This is a genomic window from Mesorhizobium sp. P3_A2, from assembly GCF_056403115.1.
Window position 1 is genome coordinate 411,737 of the sequence record NZ_JBFUGC010000005.1, and the last position, 13,610, is coordinate 425,346.

14 protein-coding genes are annotated in these 13,610 nt (G+C 63.1%); 10 read left to right on the plus strand and 4 right to left on the minus strand.

Annotation, left to right across the window (positions count from 1 at the left end; all coding sequences use genetic code 11):
- Window position 1: 1 nt before the first annotated feature.
- The gene (locus AC1DXM_RS14805; protein ID WP_477233702.1) at window positions 2-649 is read left to right on the plus strand and encodes a S24 family peptidase; all 648 of its coding nucleotides are present in this window, start codon (window positions 2-4) and stop codon (window positions 647-649) included.
- The gene (locus AC1DXM_RS14810; protein WP_477233703.1) at window positions 649-1,521 is read left to right on the plus strand and encodes a thermonuclease family protein; all 873 of its coding nucleotides are present in this window, start codon (window positions 649-651) and stop codon (window positions 1,519-1,521) included. The genes AC1DXM_RS14805 and AC1DXM_RS14810 overlap by 1 nt, the downstream gene beginning before the upstream one ends.
- Here AC1DXM_RS14810 and AC1DXM_RS14815 read toward each other — a convergent pair.
- On the minus strand, window positions 1,484-3,133 hold the full coding sequence (locus AC1DXM_RS14815) for a lysine--tRNA ligase (protein WP_477233704.1): 1,650 nt from the start codon (window positions 3,131-3,133) through the stop codon (window positions 1,484-1,486). The two genes, AC1DXM_RS14810 and AC1DXM_RS14815, sit on opposite strands and share 38 nt — an antisense overlap.
- 158 nt (window positions 3,134-3,291) lie before the next feature.
- Between AC1DXM_RS14815 and AC1DXM_RS14820 the strand changes: the two genes are divergently transcribed.
- Window positions 3,292-3,705 (plus strand): tellurite resistance TerB family protein, encoded by a 414-nt coding sequence (locus AC1DXM_RS14820; RefSeq protein WP_477233705.1) that lies wholly within the window; start codon window positions 3,292-3,294, stop codon window positions 3,703-3,705.
- 43 nt (window positions 3,706-3,748) lie between these two features.
- Here the strand turns inward: AC1DXM_RS14820 and AC1DXM_RS14825 are convergent, their stop codons facing one another.
- Entirely contained in the window at window positions 3,749-4,570 is an 822-nt protein-coding gene (locus tag AC1DXM_RS14825) for a transporter substrate-binding domain-containing protein (RefSeq protein WP_477233745.1), read from the minus strand.
- Window positions 4,571-4,860: 290 nt separating this feature from the next.
- Between AC1DXM_RS14825 and AC1DXM_RS14830 the strand changes: the two genes are divergently transcribed.
- From AC1DXM_RS14830 to AC1DXM_RS14840, 3 genes are all read left to right on the plus strand, one after another.
- Window positions 4,861-5,592 carry a helix-turn-helix transcriptional regulator gene (locus tag AC1DXM_RS14830; protein WP_477233706.1) on the plus strand — a complete coding sequence of 244 codons (732 nt, stop codon included), beginning with the start codon at window positions 4,861-4,863 and terminating at the stop codon, window positions 5,590-5,592.
- Window positions 5,593-5,690: 98 nt separating this feature from the next.
- Entirely contained in the window at window positions 5,691-6,329 is a 639-nt protein-coding gene (locus tag AC1DXM_RS14835) for an acyl-homoserine-lactone synthase (protein WP_436257998.1), read from the plus strand.
- A gap of 15 nt (window positions 6,330-6,344) precedes the next feature.
- Window positions 6,345-7,094, plus strand: coding sequence for an enoyl-CoA hydratase-related protein (locus AC1DXM_RS14840; protein ID WP_477233707.1), 750 nt, complete (start codon window positions 6,345-6,347; stop codon window positions 7,092-7,094).
- Between the two features lie 77 nt (window positions 7,095-7,171).
- On the opposite strand, the gene ppk2 is transcribed toward AC1DXM_RS14840, so the two are convergent.
- The gene (gene ppk2, locus AC1DXM_RS14845; protein ID WP_477233708.1) at window positions 7,172-8,077 is read right to left on the minus strand and encodes a polyphosphate kinase 2; all 906 of its coding nucleotides are present in this window, start codon (window positions 8,075-8,077) and stop codon (window positions 7,172-7,174) included.
- 100 nt (window positions 8,078-8,177) lie between these two features.
- Between ppk2 and AC1DXM_RS14850 the strand changes: the two genes are divergently transcribed.
- From AC1DXM_RS14850 to AC1DXM_RS14860, 3 genes are all read left to right on the plus strand, one after another.
- Complete coding sequence (locus AC1DXM_RS14850; RefSeq protein WP_477233709.1) at window positions 8,178-9,443, plus strand: ATP-binding protein; 1,266 nt, start codon at window positions 8,178-8,180, stop codon at window positions 9,441-9,443.
- A 115-nt stretch (window positions 9,444-9,558) separates the two neighbouring features.
- Window positions 9,559-10,281 carry a phosphate signaling complex protein PhoU gene (gene phoU / locus AC1DXM_RS14855; protein ID WP_352555202.1) on the plus strand — a complete coding sequence of 241 codons (723 nt, stop codon included), beginning with the start codon at window positions 9,559-9,561 and terminating at the stop codon, window positions 10,279-10,281.
- 82 nt (window positions 10,282-10,363) lie between these two features.
- Entirely contained in the window at window positions 10,364-11,371 is a 1,008-nt protein-coding gene (locus AC1DXM_RS14860) for a magnesium and cobalt transport protein CorA (RefSeq protein WP_477233710.1), read from the plus strand.
- 161 nt (window positions 11,372-11,532) lie between these two features.
- Here AC1DXM_RS14860 and AC1DXM_RS14865 read toward each other — a convergent pair whose 3' ends face one another.
- On the minus strand, window positions 11,533-12,051 hold the full coding sequence (locus AC1DXM_RS14865; RefSeq protein ID WP_477233711.1) for a GcrA family cell cycle regulator: 519 nt from the start codon (window positions 12,049-12,051) through the stop codon (window positions 11,533-11,535).
- A 358-nt stretch (window positions 12,052-12,409) separates the two neighbouring features.
- Here AC1DXM_RS14865 and AC1DXM_RS14870 point away from each other — a divergent pair, with 358 nt between their 5' ends.
- The gene (locus tag AC1DXM_RS14870) at window positions 12,410-13,609 is read left to right on the plus strand and encodes an acetylornithine transaminase (RefSeq protein WP_477233712.1); all 1,200 of its coding nucleotides are present in this window, start codon (window positions 12,410-12,412) and stop codon (window positions 13,607-13,609) included.
- The last annotated feature ends 1 nt before the right edge of the window (window position 13,610 follow it).

Genomic DNA, 13,610 nt, shown 5'->3' on the forward strand with positions numbered 1-13,610 from the left:
CTTGCTCTCGCATGACCGCGTTTGGGCCGCCATCGACGCTCTCGCCGAGCGTTATTCGCTGTCGGCCTCAGGCCTTGCCCGGCGTGCCGGCCTGGATTCGACCGCGTTCAACAAGTCCAAGCGGCTGTCCTCGGATGGGCGGCCGCGTTGGCCCTCGACCGAATCGCTGGCCAAGATCATCGAGGCGACGGGCGCCTCGCTCGACGAATTCACCGGCTTGGTCGAAGGCCGCGCCAAGACCGCAGGCGCCACGACAGCGCAGCGTTCAGCGGTGCCGCTGCTTGGCTTTGCCCAGGCCGGCGCCGGCGGCTTCTTCGACGATGCCGGCTATCCCTCCGGCCAGGGCTGGGATCTGGTCGAGCTTCCGGCGCGGGCGACGGAAACCTCCTATGCGCTGAAGGTGCAGGGCGATTCCATGCTGCCGCTCTACCGCAATGGCGATGTGCTGATCGTCGAGCCGGGCGCCGCCACCCGCAAGGGCGACCGCGTGGTCGTCAAGACCAATGCCGGCGAGGTCATGGCCAAGGTGCTCGACCGTCAGACGTCGAAATCGATCGTGCTGATCTCGCTCAATCCCGACCACCCGGACCGTGACATCGCGATGCGCGATGTCGAATGGGTGGCGCGGATCGTCTGGGCAAGCCAGTAGTGCGGCTCTTACAACTGGCCCTGGCCGTGCTGGCGGTCCCGGCGATGGTGGCCCTGGTTGTCGCCGGTGGCCGCGTCCTGCAGCCCGAGCAGAGCAGCGTCGTCGTCGACCAGATCGACCCGGCCGCTGACATCGTGCCCGAAGAGCCGGCGACCTCGGCCATCCCCCAAATCCAGCCCCCCAGTCCTCCGGTGCCTTCGCCTCCGGTGCATTCGAGAGCGATCGATCCAGAGGCCATCGCACCGCCGCCGCTGCCGTCAGAGAAGCTCGAACGGGTCGAACCGCGCGCACCGCTGAGCGATCTGGCGCTGGCCGGACCGCCCAAGCCGCGCCGGCCGAAAGCAGTCGACGACTGGGGCGGGACAAAACTGTTCCAGCCGGTCGCATCCGCCGCCGGCCTGATCGAGGCCAATGGTTATTCCGTTGCGGTTTCCGGCATCGACATCGTCAGGGAGGACGAGACCTGCACCGAGGACGGCAAGTCCTGGGCTTGCGGCGTTCGCGCGCGCACCGCGTTCCGATCTTTCCTGCGCGGCCGGGCCGTGGCGTGCAAGATACCGCCGGAGGCCGACCGCGAGCTGATCGTCGCCGAATGCCGCATCGGCAAGCAGGATGTCGGCCAGTGGCTGGTCGAAAACGGCTGGGCACGCGCGGTGGCAAGCGGCCCCTATGTCGAAGCGGGCGACAAGGCGCGCGACGCCAAAAAGGGCATCTTCGGCGCCGCGCCCGATCTTGGCGGCCTGCCACCGGCGCCAACGCCGGTTGCCGCACCGACCGAGTCGCAGCCGATCCTCGATGCCCCGGCGACAGACACGCCGCCGGCTGGGACGGATGCTACGCCGCCAGCTGACCAGCCAGCGCCCGCTCAATGAGAGCGCGCGTCTCGGCGATGCCGTAAAGCGCCGCGAACGAGCCGAAGCGCGGGCCGCGCTCCTGGCCGATCAGCACCTGGTAAATCATCTGGAAAAAGGCACCGGAAACGCCGGGGCCGCCGTCCGGACTCTGCTTGGAATGATCCTGATAGCGTTCGATCTTGCGCGCGACGTTGAGCGAAGCGTTCTGGATCGCTTCGCCGTCAGCGCCGGCCGGTAGGGCAGCAAGCGCGCTGCCAAGGGCTTCCAGCGCCACGCGTTCGACGTCGTCGGCCGGCCGGAACGTCTTCGTCGGCTTCACGAAATCGTCGAAATAGCGGATGGCGAAGCCGACCAGCTGGTCGAGCTCGGGATGCGTTGCCGGCGTCACGCCGGACGTATGGCGCGAGATGAAGCCCCACAGCACATCCTTGTTCTGCGCGTTGGAGGCGCTGACCAGATTGAGCAGCAGCGAGAACGGCACCGGCAGGTCGATCGCAGGCGGCTTGCCGTCATGCATATGCCAGACCGGATTGCCCAGCCGCTCCTTCCAGTCCTGGCGCGGATAGGCGCCGAGGAAGGTGTAGTACTCGTCCACGGCCCTCGGGATGACGTCGAAATAGAGTTTTTTCGCCTGCCTGGGCCGCTGGTACATGTAAAGGCCGAGGCTTTCGGTCGGCGCATAGCGCAGCCATTCGTCGATGGTCAGCCCGTTGCCCTTCGACTTCGAGATCTTCTGGCCGTTCTCGTCGAGGAACAGCTCGTAGACGAAATGCTCTGGGGCGCGCCCGCCCAGGATGTTGCAGATGCGGTCGTAGACCACCGCATTGGTCTGGTGGTCCTTGCCGAACATTTCGAAATCGACGCCGAGTGCTGCCCAGCGCATGCCGAAATCCGGCTTCCACTGCAGCTTGACCTTGCCGCCGGTCACCGAAAGCGTGGTCTCGGTGCCTTCGTCGTCGAAGGTGATGGTGCCGGCCTTGGCATCGACATGCTTCATCGGCACGTACAGTACGCGGCCGCTCTTCGGCGAGATCGGCAGGAACGGGCTGTAGGTCGCCTGGCGCTCCGGCCCGAGCGTCGGTAGCATCACCGCCATGATCTGGTCATAGCGTTCGGCGGCGCGCAGCAGCATCGCATCGAAGCGGCCGGCCTTGTAGTACTGCGTCGCGCTAGCGAATTCGTAGTCGAAGCCGAACGTGTCGAGGAACCGGCACAGCATCGCATTGTTGTGGTCGGCAAAGCTCGCATAGTCGCCGCCGAACGGATTAGGCACCGACGACAGCGGCATGTGCAGGTACGGCTCGAGTGCGGCGCGATCCGGCACATTGTCGGGGATCTTGCGCATGCCGTCCATGTCGTCGGAGAAGCACAGAAGCTTGGTCTTGACCTTGTTTCCGGTCAGCACATGGAAGGCGTGGCGCACCATCGAGGTGCGGGCGACCTCGCCGAAAGTGCCAATATGCGGCAGGCCCGACGGCCCGTAACCGGTCTCGAACAACACGGTCTCGGGAAAGTCGGCTCCTTTGTAGCGCTCGATGATCTTTTTGGCTTCCTCGAAAGGCCAGGCCTTGCTTTCGGCTGCTGCCGCAAGCATTTCGGGGTTGAGATCGGCGATGTTTGATCCCGTCATGTCGCTGTCTTCCAAATCATGCACCGGCATCGCCGGATCGGAGTTTTTCAACCGGTCTCTAGGCGTGCACGCCTTGGGCGTCAACGCGCGCGGCGGTTTTTCCTTGCGGCACTGATACCGCGTCCCTACCTTCGAAACCCAATATCAAGGAGTTTTGAATGCCGTTGCCGTCCACGCATGAAGCCCTGATCTACCTGATGGTCATCACCTCGGCGTCCGACCGCGACATGACCGATGTCGAACTGGCACGCATCGGCGACGTCGTCCGCAGCTGGCCGGTGTTCGAGGATTTCAAGCAGGACAGGCTGATCGCCGTTGCGCAGGACTGCCAGAAGATGCTGCATGAAAAGGATGGGTTGGAAGGCGTTCTCGAACGTGTCGCCGAGGCTTTGCCCGAGCGGCTGCACGACACCGCCTATGCCGCCGCCTTCGAGGTTGCCGCAGTCGATCTCGAAATGCGCATGGAGGAATTGCGGGTGCTGCAGTTGATCCGCCGCCAACTCGATCTCGACGCGCTGACCGCCGCGGCCATCGCGCGCGGCGCGAAGGCGCGGCTGCGGACGTTGACCTAAAAGTCTCGCCGGTAGCCCCTAGAAAAAGCTGACCAGGACCGGATCAGAAGAAACTGACCGGGAAATAGCGTAGATAGAATTCGGCGAAGGTGCCCTTCACCGAGATTTCCTGCAGCGCGTAGTCCATGGCCGCTGCCAGCGCCGGGTCGCCGGCCCTTGTGGCAATCGTCATGCCGGGTCCCAAATATTCCGGCGCGAGATAAGGGCCACCGGCGAAGCGGCAGCAGCCTGCCGCGTCTGTGCCGCCCAGCCAGAAGGAAAAGCGCATGCCGTCGCCGAAGGCGGCGTCGATCTTGCTGCTTTTCAAATCGGTGTAGAGGTCTTCAGGGCTGTTGAAGGGGACGATCTGCACCGTGCCGAAATAATCGCGCAGCATTTTTTCATGCGCCGAGCCGGCCAGCACGCCGACCCGCTTGCTGCGCAATTTGTCGAGGATCGGCTCGGCGAAGGCCTTGGCTTTCGGCATGATGAAGCGCGCCGGAAACTGCAGATAGGAGCGCGAAAAACTGTATTTCGCCCGCGTTTCCGGCGTCGCGGCGATGCCGGCGATGATCGCCTCGCCTTCGCCCTTCTGCAGCGCGTCGTCGAGCTCGGCCCAGGGCAGCGCCTGGATCTGGCATTTGTCGGCGATGTCGAGTTCGGCGCAAATCGCCCGCGCCAGGTCGATGTGAAAGCCGGACAGCCGGCCGGCGCCGTCGAGAAAGTTGAAGGGCGGGAAATCGGTTGTGGTGAGGAATCGGAGCCTCGGCAGCGCCGAGAGATCCGGTTTCGGCAGCCGTTCCTTGGCGTCCCAAAGCACCGGAACCTGAGGTTCCGCCGCCCGTGCGACGCCGGCAAAAGGCTGCGCTCCGACCAGCAGCGACAGCAAGGCGATGGCTATCCAGCGAGATGTCACGAAAGAACTCCGCGCGTCTTGGCCGTTGGCTTTTGATACGAAAACGGCGCAGGCACAATTGTTTTTGATTTCAAAGGGCAAATTTCGGGTTATGCTTTTAAGAGGTTGCAAATAGGCGCGCAGATTCGGTCCGAGGGCAAGCGGTCGCTGCGCTAGAAAAACCAAGCATGCGGCTTGCAATCCGGGGTTGATGGCGAAGTGCGGATTAGGCGCGTAGCATCGGTCTCAAGAGCGGTAGGCAACATGGGGTAGATGTTGCGATGAGTCAGTTCGATCGCACGCTGGAATACATGGACCAGCTGCAGCATGCCGACACGGCGGCTGCGGTTTGTGAAACGTTGCTTGGCGTCACCTCGCATTTTGGCCTGACGGCGCTGATGGCGGGAACGGTCCCGCAACCCGGCACGCCGCGTGCCCAGCAAAAGGACCACGTGCTTTTGTGCGACTGGCCTGTGGAATGGCTGGAGCGCTATGTGGCGCGCAACTATGTCGACCATGATCCCGTTGTCAGCCACATGAAGGAATTGCAGGCGCCGTTCCAATGGCGCGAGGCGTCGCGCGGCATCCGCGTCGACAGGAGCAGCGGCGAGGTGATGGGCGACGCCAGAGAGTTCAAGCTGCGCGACGGCCTGGCCTTTCCGCTGGTGACGCTCGAAGGCCAGATCGTCATGGTCTCGCTGGGTGGCGAGGCCGTCGAATTGTCGGGCGCCGAGTTCGGACTGGTGTCGCTGGTGTCGACCTATGCGGTCGGCCGCGCCATGCAACTGCACACGATGGCGGCCAACACCATCGATCACATCGAATTGACCCCGCGTGAGCGCGAATGCCTGAAATGGGCAGCCGTCGGCAAGTCCGAATGGGAGATTTCGCAGATACTCGGCATCTCGGAGCACACGTCCGAAAAACATCTCCTTAACGCTAAGAGTAAACTCGGTGCCGTCAACAGGGTGCAAGCCGTCGCCGAAGCGATTAGGCGCGGCTATATTAGCTAGGTCGGCCGTGCCGACCTAGAAAATTCCTGCCTGCGTGATCACGCAATTTTATCTGGAACGTGCGGCCGTATCTTCCTCTTGAGCCCAGGAGACGGCTAATGCTTTTCGCTCTTACAACACAGGAATTGATGGAACGTCCCGACCTTTGGGAGGCTGTCCATCGTCTTCGCTACAAGATCTTCGTCGAAGAGATGGGCTGGACAGATCTGAAGCGCCCCGACGGCCTCGAGATCGATCAGTTCGATCATGACGAGGCGGTGCACCAACTGGTCATCCGCGGCGGCGAACTCGCCGGCTACCAGCGCATGTTGCCGACGACGCGGCCACATCTGCTGACCGAGGTGCTGGCCGATCTCTATGAAGGCACGCCACCCTCCGGACCGAGGGTCTGGGAGCTGACCCGCTACGCGGTGGCGCCCGGCTATCGCGACGGCAAGCGCGGCGTGTCGACGGTCGGCACCGAGCTGATCGCCGGCTTCGTCGAGTGGGGACTGAAGCGCGACGTCAACCAGGTGATCATCGAGTTCGAACCGATGTGGGTGCTGCGGGCGCTGCAGCTGCATTTCCTGGCAACGCCGCTCGGTTATCAGCGCACCTATGGCAACCAGCAGGTCGTCGCAACCTTGCTGACCTTCAACGCGCACACGCTCGATGTCGTGCGCTCGCGCCGCAACCATCACGCCCCCGTGCTGGCCAGGGGCACGCCCGACATGCTCGGCATGCGGCAGGCATCGTGAGATCGGAGACGACAAATGAGCTTTGACCCCCAACCCGAATTGCGTGGCCACACGCTGGTCGTCACCGTGTCGTCGCATGACGGCCGGCCGGTTCTGGACAGGCGCGCCTATGCAAGCCTGGCCAGGACCCTCCATGAAGCCGCCGTCGACGACAATGTCCGTGTCGTGGTGCTGCGTGGCCTGGCCGGCTGCTTTTGCCTCGGCGGCGATTTCTCCGAGTTCCTCGACTCCACCAAGCACCAGCAGCTGATCGCCGCCGTCACCGACATGTTCCGCACGCTGGCGACGTTCCCCAAGCCGGTGCTGGCCTGTGTCGACGGCGATGCCGTCGGCGTCGGCTGCACCATCCTGTTCCACTGCGATATGGTGATCGCCTCGAGCAACAGCACCTTCCGGGTGCCGTTTGTCGATTTCGGCCTGGTGCCGGATGCGGCAACCTCGATCCTGGCGCCGCAGAAACTCGGCTATGCCGGAGCCTTCCGCTTCTTTTGCCTGGGCGATACGCTCGGCGCCGAAGACGCCAAGGCGCTTGGCCTCGTCGCCGAGATCGTGGCCGATGGCAGTGCCGAGGAGGCAGCGATCGGTAGGGCAAGGCAACTGGCCAAGAAGCCGGTTGCAGCCCTTCTGCAGACGCGAGGCCTGCTCAAGGGCGATACGGGTGTGCTCTGCGACCGCATCGATCGCGAGATCACGCTGTTCCAGCAGGCGCTGCAGGACGACACCACGCTGAAGCGGCTGCAGCGGATCGCCCGCCTGGCGGCATGACGGCAGCCGTATAGTCGCGGACGATGAAGAAAACAGAGCCCATCCCGATATCAGGGGTGGGCTCTGTGCCTCGGCGTCTACTTCTCGAGGAATGACGGCCCTTCGCCGATGATCTTCTTGTCTTCCTTGCCGATGGCGTCGAGATCACGCCCATCATAAGGCAACGACAGCAGGATGCGCCGCATGACGGCCAGCCGCGCGCGCCGCTTGTCGTTCGCCCGCACGATGATCCAGGGCGCAAATTCCTTGTGCGTGCGTTCGACCATCTGGTCGCGGGCCTTGGTGTAGTCGTCCCATTTGGTGATGCCGGCAATGTCGATCGGCGAGAACTTCCAGCTCTTCAGCGGAGACCAGCGACGGTCGTGAAACCGTTCGAGCTGGGTTTCGCGGCCGATGTTCAGCCAGAATTTGAAGAAATAGATGCCCTCGTTGGAGATCATCCGCTCGAAATGCGGCGTCTCGTCGAGGAACTTCTCTTGCTGTTCCGGCGTGCAGAAGCCCATCACCGGCTCGACGCCGCCGCGATTGTACCAGGAGCGGTCGAAGGTGACGAACTCGCCCGACGTCGGGAAATGGTCGACATAGCGCTGGAAGTACCACTGCCCGACTTCGGTCGGCGTCGGCTTGGTCAGCGCCACATTGCGCGCGGTCCGAGGATTGAGATACTGGCGCAGCACGAAGATGGTGCCGCCCTTGCCGGCGGCATCGCGCCCTTCGAACAGCGACATCACCCGCTTGCCGGTCGCCTGCAGCCATGCCTGCGCCTTGACCAGCTCGATCTGCAGCCGCTCCAGCGTCTCGTCATACTCCTCGCCCTTCATTTTCTTGTCGTAGGGATAGCCGCCGGCGGTCAGCTTGTTGTCCTCGATCCAGGCCGGAAGCTCGGGATTCTCGATATCGAACTCCCGCTCCTTGCCGTCGATCCTGATCTTCAGCGGACCCTTTGCCGGCTCTGCGGCGGGGCTTTCCTTGGTTTTTTTCATCGAGACGAACCTTTTCAGCTTGCGGACTCATGCTATGGGGGGCCCTGAAGCCGGTCCAGCGGAAGTTTCGTTCGGCCGGCGCAAGGTGCGGGACGCGCGAATGGCTGACACCGGCCCAGAGCGGATAACCACGGCGCAGGCGCTAAGGGCCAGGGTGTGGAACGGCCGCTGGCTGCTTGCGGCCGGTGTCGTTGCGGTGGCGGCCGTCTATGCTTTCGCTGGCATGTCCGTCTATGTCGTTCTGCTCGCCTGTGCGGTGCTGCTTGCTGCCGCGATGCTGCCGACCGGCGGCGCAAGCCAGTCCATCCAAAGCGATGCCGCGATCGAGGCGAGCGGGCTGCAGCGGCTTTCCGGCGAATATCTTGCGGCCGCCGTTGCCGATCCGCTGATCATCTTCGACCGCACCGCCACCATCGTCCATGCCAACGCCGCCGCCTTCGCCGCCTTTGGCGGGATCGCACCTGGCCTGTCGCTGTCGTTGAAATTCCGCGCCCCTGAGATGCAAGCACTTCTGGACAGCGTGCTGTCGGGAACGGTCGCCTCCGATGCCGTCGACTACACCGAGAAACTGCCGGTGGAACGGGCCTACCGGGTCAGTGTGTCCTCGGTCGGCCACGCCACCGATCTCTTTGTGCTGGTGTTCAAGGACCAGAGCGAGACGCGCCGCATCGACCGCATGCGCGCCGATTTCATCGCCAATGCCAGCCATGAGTTGCGCACCCCGCTGGCCTCGATCTCGGGCTTCATCGAGACGTTGCGCGGCCCGGCCCGCAACGACCCGGCGGCGCGCGAGCAGTTCCTGCAGATTATGCAGAACCAGACCGGCCGCATGGCGCGCCTTATCGACGATCTGCTGTCGTTGTCGCGGCTGGAAATGAAGCCCTATCTGAAGCCGGGAACCGAGGTCGATTTGCGCCAGACCATCGACAGCGTCATCGACTCGCTAGGGCCGCTTGCCAGGGAGAACAGCGTCGTCATCGAGCGCGACTATGCCGAAGGGCCGCTCGACGTGCCCGGAGACCGCGATGAGCTGTTCCAGGTTTTCGAGAACCTGGTGGAAAACGCCTGCAAATACGGCCAGCCGGGCGGACGTGTCACGGTGTCGATTGCGCGCGCAGAGGCCGGTCCCGAACCGGGCATCGACGTCACCATCAGGGACTACGGTCCAGGCATTCCCGAAGAGCACATTCCGCGCATCACCGAGCGCTTCTACCGCATCGACGTCGAGAGCAGCCGTACCCAGAAAGGCACCGGCCTCGGCCTGTCCATCGTCAAGCACATACTGACGCGTCACAACGCCAGGCTTTCGATCAAGTCGGAAGTCGGCAAGGGCGCGGCGTTCACGGTCCATTTGCCAGCGCGTTGAGGCAGTACTATTTGCTAACTGCCTGTTTCTTCTTTCTGTCATCCGTCTAGCGTATCAGCACAGGATTCGAGGAAACGACTCAAAAGGCCAAGGATTCTAGGAAGGCATTTCATCCATGCAGTCCGTACACATCGTCAGCGCCTATGACGAAGAGCTGAAATACCTGTCGAAACGCATCGCTGCGATGGGCGGGCACGCCGAGCGCATGGTCGAGCAGGCGATCCAGGCACTGGTCAATGCCGATCCCGGCCTCGCCCAGAAGGTCATCCGCGACGACATTGTCCTTGATGAGGGCCAACGCGAAATCGATGACAAGGCCATAGTGATCATCGCCAAACGCCAGCCGATGGCGACGGATCTACGCGAGATTGTCGGCGCGATCCGTATTTCCGCCGACCTCGAACGAATCGGCGACCTCGGCAAGAATGTCGCCAAGCGAGTGGTGAGCGTCATCGACGGCCGCCAGCCGACCAGCCTGTTTCGCGGCCTCGAGGCGCTGGCCGATCTGGCGCTGACCCAGCTCAAGGAAGTGCTCGACGTCTATGCCTCGCGCTCGGTCGACAGGATAGGCTTCGTGCGCGATCGCGATGACCAGATCGACGCCATGTACACCTCGCTGTTTCGCGAGCTCCTGACCTACATGATGGAAGATCCGCGCAACATCACGCCGTGTACCCATCTGCTGTTCTGCGCCAAGAACATCGAGCGCATCGGCGACCATGCCACCAACATCGCCGAGACGATCTATTACATCGTCACCGGCGACCAGATGCCGGCCGAGCGACCGAAAGGCGACAAGACCGACAAGGTTGCGCTTCCGTCGCTGCCGGTGAAGTGATCGCGCGGCCCTCGAACGCTTAATCATATTGCGCTAAACTATCCCAGCGTTAAGCTTCTCAGGTTCTGCTCCGGAGGCTGCGATGGAATATGTCCGAGAGTTCAAGCCGGCGTCGGCATCGTCCGGCATCATCGCGTCGAGCGTCTACACCGCCGGCAAGCGCATCGCCGACATCCCGATCGAAGAGGCCGGCGAATGGGCGAGGAAGTCGGGCCACGTCGTCTGGATCGGCCTGCTTGAGCCCGACCGCGAGCTGTTGCTGCGCGTCAAGGCGCAGTTCCATCTGCATGAACTGGCGATCGAGGACGCCGAGCATCCGCACCAGCGGCCGAAGATCGAGCAGTATGGCGATGCCCTGTTCATCGTCGCCCGCACCGCCCAGTTGATCGACGGCCGTGTCACCTTCGGCGAAACCCATCTGTTTGTCGGTTCAGGCTATATCGTCAGCGTCAGGCATGGTCCCTCGACCTCCTATGCCGCCGTCCGTCAGCACTGGGAAAGCTGCCCGCATTCGCTGGCCAAGGGCGAGGACTTCGTCCTCTACGCCATTCTCGACTTCATCGTCGACAATTACATGCCGGTGCTCGAGCAGATCGAGGACGAGGTCGAGGCGATCGAGGACAGGGTTCTGCTGAAGCCGATGACCGGCCCCGACATCGAACGGCTCTACATGCTGCGTCGCGACCTGTTGCGCCTGCGCAATGCGGCGCTGCCGCTGGTCGAGGTGTGCCGCCGGTTGACCAGCGCCGACCTGCCGCAGATCCATACCGCCATGCACCCGCTGTTTCGCGATGTGACCGACCACATTCGCACCGTCCAGGAAAAGATCGACAGCCTGCGCGAGGTGCTGGCCTTCGCTTTCGAAGCCAGCCTGCTGGTCGGCCAGAGCCAGGAAACGGCAATCTCCAAGAAGCTGGCCTCATGGGCCGCCATCCTGGCGGTGCCAACGGCCTTCGCCGGCATTTACGGCATGAATTTCGATGACATGCCGGAACTGAAGATGGAATACGGCTATCCCGTCGTATTGGTCGCGATCGCCTGCATCTGCTCGTTCTTGTATTGGCGTTTTCGCAAGAATGGCTGGCTGTGAGGGTAGGGCAGTAGGGCAGTAGGGCAGTAGGGCAGTAGGGCAGTAGGGCAGTAGGGCAGTAGGGCAGTAGGGCAGTAGGGCAGTAGGTTAAGACGACGCCTCACGAGCGCAGTTCAAAAACATACTGCCCTACTGCCGTACTGCCCTATTCCCCTAATACCTTACCTGCTTCGCCGCCGCTCCGAAGCCGGCTGGAACGCAACCCTTGCGTGATACTTGCAATAGGGGCCGGTTTCGGCGGCCTCATTGCCGCAGAAGTTGAAGTCTTCCGACAGCGGGTCGCCATTCGGCCATTTGCAGGTGCGCTCGGTGAGGTCGGTGAGCTGCAAATGACGCGAGATCGGTACGACGACGTTTTCGACCGGGCGGATGTAGTGGCGAGCCACTGGCTCGGCGTCGAACTGCGTCTGCAACGCGGTCGCGCCGATCGAGGTGGTGACGTGGCGCTGCGTGGTTGCGGCGCGCGACACCGACTTCTGGATGGACGATCCCTGCGCCGTCTTCTTCTGGCGCGCCGGCGTTGCGGTCGAGCGTCCACGGCCCGACAGCTTCAGCCTATGCACCTTGCCGATGACGGCGTTGCGGCTGACCCCGCCGAGTTGGGCGGCGATCTGGCTTGCGCTCAAGCCCTCCGACCACAGTTTTCTGAGAAGTTCGACCCGCTCGTCAGTCCAGTTCATGAGACCGCGCTCCTGCTAAGCGTGCGGCAGCCGGAATCCATTCCCGACCCGGCAACCTTTGCCGGGGCAGACACCACATATATTAGGTGATTAGGTCCGCCGCACGAAATCTAGTTATTTCCCGACTACAATTACCTCATGTGTTGACTCGGTGACAAGAGTCCCAGGTGCAACACGAATCGGTTTTTTCGGTTTTCCCCAACTTGCCCGGTCGCTTATGAGCCGGCGTCTCGTCGGGAGCTTGACGCGCGCCTTTGCACGACGTTTTCGTTGACTTCATGGCCGAAAAACACGATAAGCCGCACAAGGCCGCCGCTTTGGCGGCTTTTTTGATTTTCCGGTACCGGAGACGCATATAATGAGCGGTTCGGCGCTTTACGAGACCTTTGCTCGCGCACCCCTGGCCTTCGACCACGGTGAAGGTACCTGGCTGGTCACCGACAAGGGCGAGCGATATCTCGATTTTGCTGGCGGCATCGCGGTCAATTCGTTGGGCCACAGCCATCCGCATCTGGTCGCGGCGCTGACCGAACAGGCGGCCAAGCTCTGGCACGTCTCCAATCTCTATGAGATTCCGGCTCAGACCCGGTTGGGCGAGCGGTTGGTCGAAGCCACCTTCGCCGACAAGGTGTTCTTCACCAATTCCGGCGCCGAGGCGCTGGAATGCGCGATCAAGACGGCTCGGCGCTACCAGTTCGTCAAGGGCCACCCCGAGCGCTTCCGCGTCATCACCTTCGAGGGCGCCTTCCATGGCCGTACGCTGGCGACCATCGCCGCGGGCGGCCAGTACAAATATCTCGAAGGCTTCGGCCCCAAGGTCGAGGGTTTCGACCAGGTCGGCTTCGACGACATCGATGCCGCGGAGAAGGCCATCACGCCCGAAACCGCCGCGATCCTGATCGAACCGGTGCAGGGCGAGGGCGGCATCCGCCCGGTGCCGACGCAATCTCTTAAGCGGCTGCGGCAGCTTTGCGACCAGCACGGCCTGCTGTTGATCTTCGACGAGGTCCAGTGCGGCATCGGCCGCACCGGCAAGCTGTTCGCGCATGAATGGACCGGCGTGACGCCCGACATCATGGCGATCGCCAAGGGCATTGGCGGCGGCTTCCCGATGGGCGCGTGCCTGGCCACCGACGAAGCTGCCGTCGGCATGACGGCAGGCGTGCATGGCACCACCTTTGGCGGCAATCCGCTGGCGATGGCGGTCGGCAACGCCGTGCTCGACGTGGTACTGGAAGACGGGTTCCTGGAAGACGTTCAGCGCAAGGCATTGCTGATGAAACAGGGCCTGGCGGCCGTCGCCGACGAATTTCCCGATGTCATCGAAGGCATCAGGGGCACCGGCCTGATGCTCGGCCTGAAATGCGCCATGCCTAACACCAAGGTCAATATGGCGCTGCGCGACCAGCATCTGCTGGCGGTGCCGGCCGGCGACAACGTCATCCGCCTGCTGCCGCCGCTGACCGTCACCGATGTCGAGATCGGCGAGGCGCTCGACCGCATCCGCGCCGGCGCCAAGGGCCTGGCCGACGCCATCGCCGCGGCCGCCGCGAAGTAAC

Coding starts and splice junctions, on each gene's coding strand:
- AC1DXM_RS14815 (WP_477233704.1), bottom strand. CDS start 3,133: ATGACGGGATCAAACATCGCCGATCTCAACCCCGAAATGCTTGCGGCA.
- AC1DXM_RS14820 (WP_477233705.1), top strand. CDS start 3,292: ATGCCGTTGCCGTCCACGCATGAAGCCCTGATCTACCTGATGGTCATC.
- AC1DXM_RS14830 (WP_477233706.1), top strand. CDS start 4,861: ATGAGTCAGTTCGATCGCACGCTGGAATACATGGACCAGCTGCAGCAT.
- AC1DXM_RS14835 (WP_436257998.1), top strand. CDS start 5,691: ATGCTTTTCGCTCTTACAACACAGGAATTGATGGAACGTCCCGACCTT.
- AC1DXM_RS14840 (WP_477233707.1), top strand. CDS start 6,345: ATGAGCTTTGACCCCCAACCCGAATTGCGTGGCCACACGCTGGTCGTC.
- ppk2 (WP_477233708.1), bottom strand. CDS start 8,077: ATGAAAAAAACCAAGGAAAGCCCCGCCGCAGAGCCGGCAAAGGGTCCG.
- AC1DXM_RS14850 (WP_477233709.1), top strand. CDS start 8,178: ATGGCTGACACCGGCCCAGAGCGGATAACCACGGCGCAGGCGCTAAGG.
- phoU (WP_352555202.1), top strand. CDS start 9,559: ATGCAGTCCGTACACATCGTCAGCGCCTATGACGAAGAGCTGAAATAC.
- AC1DXM_RS14860 (WP_477233710.1), top strand. CDS start 10,364: ATGGAATATGTCCGAGAGTTCAAGCCGGCGTCGGCATCGTCCGGCATC.
- AC1DXM_RS14865 (WP_477233711.1), bottom strand. CDS start 12,051: ATGAACTGGACTGACGAGCGGGTCGAACTTCTCAGAAAACTGTGGTCG.
- AC1DXM_RS14870 (WP_477233712.1), top strand. CDS start 12,410: ATGAGCGGTTCGGCGCTTTACGAGACCTTTGCTCGCGCACCCCTGGCC.